Genomic DNA, 569 nt, shown 5'->3' with positions numbered 1-569 from the left:
ATTTATTAGGAAGTGATGCGTTTCAAGAAACAGATATTGTTGGTATATCTACACCTGTTACCAAATGGAATCATCAAATTACAAAAGCTGAAGATATTCCAGAGGTAATAGCTAAAGCGTTTTACATAGCTAAAAGTGGCAGACCAGGCCCTGTGTTAATTGATATTACTAAAGACGCACAGCTTCAAGAATTCGATTTTAAATACGAAAAATGTTCAAGTGTAAGAAGTTACAAGCCTGTGCCTAAAACAAATATTGAGTCTGTAAGAGCAGCAGCCCACTTAATTAACAATGCCAAAAAACCGCTAATTGTTTGGGGGCAAGGTGTTATTTTAGGTGAAGCAGAAAACGAACTTAAAGCAGTTATTGAAAAAGCAGGTATTCCATCGGCTTGGACTATTTTAGGGGCTTCTGCAATACCAACATCGCACCCATTAAATGTTGGTATGGTAGGTATGCATGGTAATTATGCACCCAATAAGTTAACTAATGAATGCGATGTGTTAATAGCCATAGGTATGCGTTTTGATGATCGTGTTACAGGAAATTTAGCAACCTATGCCAAACAA

The 569-nt window shown here is 36.9% G+C and carries 1 protein-coding gene; it reads left to right on the top strand.

Annotated features, from left to right (window positions below; translation table 11 throughout):
* Positions 1-569 (top strand): thiamine pyrophosphate-binding protein (locus tag FUA24_RS00585; RefSeq protein ID WP_246146916.1); only part of this gene is annotated, 569 nt, incomplete at both ends.

It is taken from the genome of Seonamhaeicola marinus, from assembly GCF_008085455.1.
The sequence above is the reverse complement of the archived record's forward strand: the minus strand, read 5'-3'. Positions and strand labels throughout refer to the sequence as shown.